Origin of the sequence: Micromonospora tarensis, assembly GCF_016803395.1 — a bacterium.
Lineage (GTDB): Bacteria > Actinomycetota > Actinomycetes > Mycobacteriales > Micromonosporaceae > Micromonospora > Micromonospora tarensis.
The window spans coordinates 1-6,884 of the sequence record NZ_JAEVHL010000301.1; the positions used below are offsets into that span (position 1 = coordinate 1).

Annotated in this window: 3 protein-coding genes and 1 pseudogene; all 4 read left to right on the top strand. The window is 70.0% G+C overall.

Going from position 1 to position 6,884, the window contains the following annotated elements; genetic code table 11:
- Positions 1-233 precede the first annotated feature (233 nt).
- On the top strand, positions 234-3,197 hold the full coding sequence (gene uvrA / locus JM949_RS32035) for an excinuclease ABC subunit UvrA (RefSeq protein ID WP_203151831.1): 2,964 nt from the start codon (positions 234-236) through the stop codon (positions 3,195-3,197).
- Positions 3,198-3,388: 191 nt separating this feature from the next.
- Positions 3,389-3,874, top strand: a complete 486-nt coding sequence (locus JM949_RS32040; protein ID WP_203151832.1) for a Rieske (2Fe-2S) protein — start codon at positions 3,389-3,391, stop codon at positions 3,872-3,874.
- Between the two features lie 156 nt (positions 3,875-4,030).
- Positions 4,031-6,017, top strand: a pseudogene (uvrC, locus tag JM949_RS32045) (excinuclease ABC subunit UvrC).
- Positions 6,018-6,051: 34 nt separating this feature from the next.
- The gene (locus JM949_RS32050) at positions 6,052-6,216 is read left to right on the top strand and encodes a hypothetical protein (RefSeq protein WP_203151833.1); all 165 of its coding nucleotides are present in this window, start codon (positions 6,052-6,054) and stop codon (positions 6,214-6,216) included.
- Positions 6,217-6,884: the final 668 nt, after the last annotated feature.

Here is a 6,884-nt window from a genome sequence, read left to right on the forward strand (position 1 = left end):
GGCCGGTGCCCGGGCGGGCGGGATCCGTGACCGGGCGGGCGGGGCCGTCGGCGCATGGGCGCTGGCGGGCGGCGGCCGACCGGGCTGAGCTGGGGGAATGTGCGGGCGGGGGAAACTGTCATACCTCGGGGCTAGAGTTGCCGAGGCGTGTTTTCCGCGCCCGCACGACCGCTCAAGACCGCCCAGAGCGGGACAGATTCTTCGCTTCGTCTTCTCCCGGGAGTACCCGCACCGTGGCCGACCGACTGCTTATCCGTGGCGCGCGCGAGCACAACCTGCGTGACGTCAGTCTCGACCTGCCCCGGGACGCACTCATCGTGTTCACCGGGCTCTCCGGGTCGGGCAAGTCGAGCCTGGCCTTCGACACGATCTTCGCCGAGGGGCAGCGCCGCTACGTCGAGTCGCTCTCGTCGTACGCCCGGCAGTTCCTCGGCCAGATGGACAAGCCCGACGTCGACTTCATCGAGGGCCTGAGCCCGGCCGTCTCGATCGACCAGAAGTCCACCTCGCGTAACCCGCGCTCGACCGTCGGCACCATCACCGAGGTCTACGACTACCTGCGACTGCTCTTCGCCCGCATCGGCGAGCCGCACTGCCCGGTCTGCGGCGAGCGGATCTCCCGGCAGAGCCCCCAGCAGATCGTCGACCGGGTCCTCGCGATGGCCGAGGGCACCAAGTTCATGGTGCTCGCCCCGGTCATCCGGGGCCGCAAGGGCGAGTACGTCGACCTCTTCGCCGAGTTGCAGGCCAAGGGCTACGCCCGGGCCCGGGTCGACGGCGTGGTGCACCCGCTGACCGAGCCACCCAAGCTCAAGAAGCAGGAGAAGCACACCATCGAGGTGGTGATCGACCGGCTCACCGTCAAACCGAGCGCCAAGCAGCGGCTCACCGACTCGGTCGAGGCCGCCCTGGGCCTGTCCAGCGGGCTGGTGCTGCTCGACTTCGTCGACCTGCCCGAGGACGACCCGGACCGGGAGCGCCGCTACTCCGAGCACCTGGCCTGCCCCAACGACCACCCCCTCGCGATCGAGGATCTGGAGCCCCGGGTCTTCTCCTTCAACGCGCCCTACGGCGCGTGCCCCGAGTGCACGGGTCTGGGCACCAAGAAGGAGGTCGACCCGGAGCTGCTGGTGCCGGACCCGGAGCGCAGCCTGCGCGAGGGCGCGATCCAGCCCTGGTCCACCGGGCACAACCTGGAATACTTCCTGCGCCTGCTGGAGGCGCTCGGCGAGGCCCAGCACTTCGACGTCGACACCCCGTGGCGGGCGCTGCCCGCGCGGGCCCAGAAGACGATCCTGCACGGCTCCGACGACCAGGTGCACGTGCGCTACCGCAACAAGTACGGCCGCGAGCGCTCCTACTACACCGGCTTCGAGGGCGTGGTGCAGTGGATCGAGCGCCGGCACTCCGACACCGAGTCCGAGTGGTCCCGGGACAAGTACGAGGGCTACATGCGCGACGTGCCGTGCGCGGCGTGCGGGGGTGCCCGGCTCAAGCCCGAGGTGCTCGCGGTCACGCTGGCCGGCAAGAGCATCGCCGAGGTCTGCAACCTGTCCGTGGGGGAGTGCGCCGATCTACTGTCCGGCATCGAGCTGACCGACCGGCAGAAGCTCATCGCCGAGCGGGTGCTCAAGGAGATCAACGCCCGGCTGCGGTTCCTGCTCGACGTGGGGCTGGACTACCTCTCCCTGGACCGTCCGGCCGGCACGCTGTCCGGCGGCGAGGCGCAGCGGATCCGGCTGGCCACCCAGATCGGCTCCGGTCTGGTGGGCGTGCTCTACGTGCTCGACGAGCCGTCGATCGGGCTGCACCAGCGTGACAACCACCGGCTGATCGAGACCTTGATCCGGCTGCGCGGGCTGGGCAACACGCTGATCGTGGTGGAGCACGACGAGGACACCATCCGCACCGCCGACTGGATCGTCGACATCGGGCCCGGCGCGGGTGAGCACGGCGGCAAGATCGTGCACAGCGGGTCGGTGCCGGCGCTGCTGAAGAACAAGGAGTCGATAACCGGGGCGTACCTGTCCGGGCGGCGGTCGATCCCGACGCCGGCGACGCGCCGCCCGCAGGACCCGGGCCGGGAGTTGGTGGTGCACGGCGCGCGGGAGCACAACCTGCGTAACCTGACCGTCCCGTTCCCGCTGGGTCAGCTGATCGCGGTCACCGGGGTCAGTGGCTCGGGCAAGTCGACGCTGGTAAACGACATCCTCTACGCGGTGCTGGCCAATCAGATCAACGGCGCCCGGCTGGTGCCCGGCCGGCACACCCGGGTCTCCGGTCTGGAGCACGTGGACAAGGTCGTCGGCGTGGACCAGTCGCCGATCGGTCGGACGCCACGCTCCAACCCGGCCACCTACACCGGAGTCTGGGACCACGTCCGCAAGCTCTTCGCCGAGACCACCGAGGCGAAGGTTCGCGGCTACGGTCCGGGGCGTTTCTCGTTCAACGTCAAGGGCGGGCGCTGCGAGGCGTGTTCCGGTGACGGCACCATCAAGATCGAGATGAACTTCCTGCCCGACGTGTACGTTCCGTGCGAGGTCTGCAAGGGTGCCCGGTACAACCGGGAGACCCTGGAGGTGCACTACAAGGGCAAGACCGTCTCGGAGGTGCTGGAGATGCCCATCGAGGAGGCGGCGGAGTTTTTCTCCGCCATCCCCGCCATCCACCGGCACCTCAAGACGCTTGTCGACGTGGGCCTGGGCTACGTACGCCTCGGCCAGCCGGCACCGACCCTCTCCGGCGGTGAGGCGCAGCGGGTCAAGCTCGCGTCCGAGCTACAAAAGCGCTCCACCGGGCGGACGGTCTACGTGCTCGACGAGCCGACCACCGGGCTGCACTTCGAGGACATCCGCAAGCTGCTGATGGTGCTGGAAGGGCTGGTCGACAAGGGCAACACGGTGATCACCATCGAGCACAACCTCGACGTGATCAAGACGGCGGACTGGCTTATCGACATGGGCCCGGAGGGCGGCCACCGGGGCGGCACCGTGCTCGCCACCGGCACCCCCGAGGAGGTCGCGGAGGTGGCGGAGAGCCACACCGGCGAGTTCCTGCGCCAGGTGCTCAAGCTCGACGGCAAGGCCAAGGGCGCGGCAGCCGCCACCACCCGGGCCGCCAAGGCCAACGGCGCGACCAAGGCCAACGGCGCGACCAAGGCGCGGGCCAGCCGCAAGGTGGCGGCCGGCGCGCGCTGACCTCGATCCCTCCGGGGCGGGTCCGATCGGCTTCGGCCGTGTCCACCGAGACACGGCCGGGCCGGTGGTGGCCCGCCCCGTCCCTTTTCACGGGTCGGATGGATGTCGCGGTGAACCATCAGGCACAGTTGCCCGTGTGGAGAAGTGTGACCGGCTGTTGACCGGCGCAGCGGGCTAGAGAGAGGCGAGGCATGAGTGACGATCAGGCGCTGACCGGTCCGGGTGGGCAGAGCCGTCGTACCCTGCTCACCGGTGTCGGGGCGGTCGGCGCGGCCGTCGTCCTGGCGGCCTGCGGCAGTGACGACGGTGGCAACGGCAGCGACGCCCCCACCAGTGGCGGCCCGGCCGTGCCCAGCACCGGCGACGCCGGTGGCGGCGACCGGCAGGGCGCCCAGTCGCTGGCCACCACCGCCGACATCCCGGTCGGTGGCGGCAAGGTCCTCGCCACCGACGGCGTGGTCATCACCCAGCCCACCGCCGGCCAGTTCAAGGGCTTCAGCCCGATCTGCACCCACCAGAACTGCCCGGTGACGAACGTCGACGGCGGCACCATCAACTGCACCTGCCACGGCAGCAAGTTCTCGATCGAGGACGGTTCGGTGAAGGCCGGCCCGGCCACCAAGCCGCTGCCGCCCCGGGACATCAAGGTCACCGGCGACCAGATCTCGCTGGCCTGACCGCCGGCCCGGTCCTGCGGGCAGCCCGGCAGCTTGATCGACTCGCGTTTCAGGAAGTCGGGGTATCCGGCACCGGCCGATGCCCCGACTTTCGGTATACCGAGTTGATCTAGCGGCCGGCGTGGCGTGTCGGTGCCGCGGACTAGGCTTGTTCGCGTGGCTGACCCCTCGACCTACCGTCCCGCGCCCGGCACCATCCCGGAGTCACCGGGGGTCTACCGCTTTCGCGACGGCACCGGCCGGGTGATCTACGTCGGCAAGGCGAAGAACCTGCGCAGCCGGCTCAACTCCTACTTCGGCGACATCTGGAACCTGCACGAGCGCACCCGGCAGATGGTCACCACCGCCGAGTCGGTCGACTGGATCATCGTCGGCACCGAGGTCGAGGCGCTCCAGCACGAGTTCACCTGGATCAAGCAGTACGACCCCCGGTTCAACGTCCGCTACCGCGACGACAAGTCGTATCCGTACCTGGCCGTCACCCTCAACGAGGAGTACCCCCGGTTGCAGGTGATGCGCGGCGCGAAGCGCAAGGGGGTGCGCTACTTCGGCCCGTACTCGCACGCCTGGGCCATCCGGGAGACCCTCGACCTGCTGCTGCGGGTGTTCCCCGCCCGGACGTGCTCGGCCGGCGTGTTCAAGCGGGCCGGCCAGGTCGGTCGTCCCTGCCTGCTCGGCTACATCGGCAAGTGCTCGGCGCCCTGCGTCGGCACCGTCTCCGCCGACGAGCACCGGGCCATCGTCGACGGGTTCTGCGACTTCATGGCCGGAAAGACCGACACCATGGTCCGCAAGCTCGAACGCGAGATGACCGAGGCGAGCGAGCAACTGGAGTTCGAGCGGGCCGCCCGGTTGCGCGACGACGTGGCCGCGCTGCGCCGGGCCTTGGAGAAGCAGACCGTGGTGCTCGGCGACGGCACCGACGCCGACGTGGTCGCGTTCGCCGACGACCCGCTCGAAGCGGCCGTGCAGGTCTTCCACGTCCGCGACGGCCGGGTGCGTGGCCAGCGCGGCTGGGTGGTGGAGAAGACCGAGGACCTGACCACCGGCGACCTGGTGCACCACTTCTGCACGCAGGTGTACGGCGGCGAGCACGGCGAAGGTGACGTCCCCCGCGAACTGCTGGTCCCCGAGTTGCCCGCGGACGCCGACGCGCTGGCCGAATGGCTCTCCAACCACCGGGGCAGCCGGGTGTCGCTGCGGGTGCCCCAGCGCGGCGACAAACGTTCCCTGATGGAGACGGTGGAGCGCAACGCCAAGGACGCCCTGGCCCGGCACAAGCTCAAGCGCTCCGGTGACCTGACCACCCGGGGAAAGGCACTCGACGAGATCAGCGAGGCGCTGGGCATGCGCACCTCACCGCTGCGCATCGAGTGCTTCGACATCTCCCAGATCCAGGGCACCGACGTGGTCGCCAGCATGGTGGTCTTCGAGGACGGGCTGCCCCGCAAGAGCGAGTACCGGCGGTTCATCGTCCGGGGCGCCACCGACGACCTCTCCGCGATGTCCGAGGTGCTGCGCCGCCGCTTCGCCCGCTACCTGGACGCCCGGGCCGAGACCGGCGAGGTGGGGGTGGAGTCGGCCGACGACCCGACCGCCCCGGAAGACGTGGGCGAGCCGCAGGTGGGTGTCCTGATCGACCCGACTACTGGCCGACCGCGGAAATTCGCGTACCCGCCGCAGTTGGTGGTCGTCGACGGCGCGCCCCACAGGTCGCGGCCGCGCCCAGGCCCTCGCCGAGCTGGGCATCGACGACGTGGCGCTGTGCGGGTTGGCCAAACGGCTGGAGGAGGTGTGGCTCCCGGACGACGAGTTCCCGGTCATCCTGCCGCGCACCTCGGAAGGTCTCTACCTGCTGCAACGGGTGCGCGACGAGGCGCACCGGTTCGCCATCACCTTCCACCGGCAACGTCGCTCGAAGCGGATGACCGAGTCGGCGTTGGACCACGTCCCCGGCCTCGGGGAGGTCCGCCGCAAGGCGCTGCTGCGGCACTTCGGCTCGCTCAAGCGGCTCTCCGCCGCGACCGTCGACGAGATCACCGAGGTGCCCGGAGTGGGTCGGCGTACCGCCGAGGCGATCCTGGCCAGCCTCGACCAGGGCACAAAGGCCGGCGAGGGCACGGAGCCGACGCCCAGCCCCTGAACCAGGCCTACCTTTCCCCGCCTACCTCTCAACGGTGATCGATTCTGCTTTCCGTGATGTCGCGGTATCCCGCACGCCGGGACACCCCGACTTCCTGGAACCCGAGTTGATCACGGTGATGCGCCGGCTACGCATCCGGGGCGGAGCGGGGCCGGCCGGAACGATCGCCGGCAACACATCCGGACGGGAGCTGGACTGACCGGGACGTTCGGCGTGATCGACGCGGGTTTCTTGATGTCGGGGGATACCGCGCGCCGGGATAGCGCGACTTCCTGGAACCCGAGTCGATCACCGCGATGCGCCGGCGACACATCCGTGCCGGAGTGGGTCCGGGCGGGACGGTTGACGTGATCGACTCGGGTTCCTTGATGTCGGGGCATCCCTCGCGCGGGGATACCGCGATTTCCTGGAACCCGAGTCGATCACCCCGGTGGATTGCCGCGTTGGTCTGCCAGGGTGGGGTGTTTGTCTGGTTTGGTGGTCGTCGTCGGGTGGTCGGGGCCACCCGGGCCGCGGAATCCGGGCCGCCCCGGGGTCGTTATACCTGGCACGCCACCGCGACTCGCAGGTCATGGCGCGGAGCCGCCGCCGGGAACACCCACCCGGCCACCCCGGTTACACCCCGGCACCGGCTGAGACGCCCGAGGGAATGCACCCCGGCCGGGCACCGTTACACCCCGTCCCGACGCCGGCCCGACCAAGGGCGCCGGGCCCAGGAAAAGCTTCCCGCACGGCCACCCCCGTTGCCGTCGCGGATCCCCCAATGCAGTCGCGGATCCCCCAATGCAGAGGAGCACGCCATCATGCGTACCGATCTGATCCGTAAGACCGCCCTGACCGCCGCTGGCCTCGCGTTCACCGGCGGCG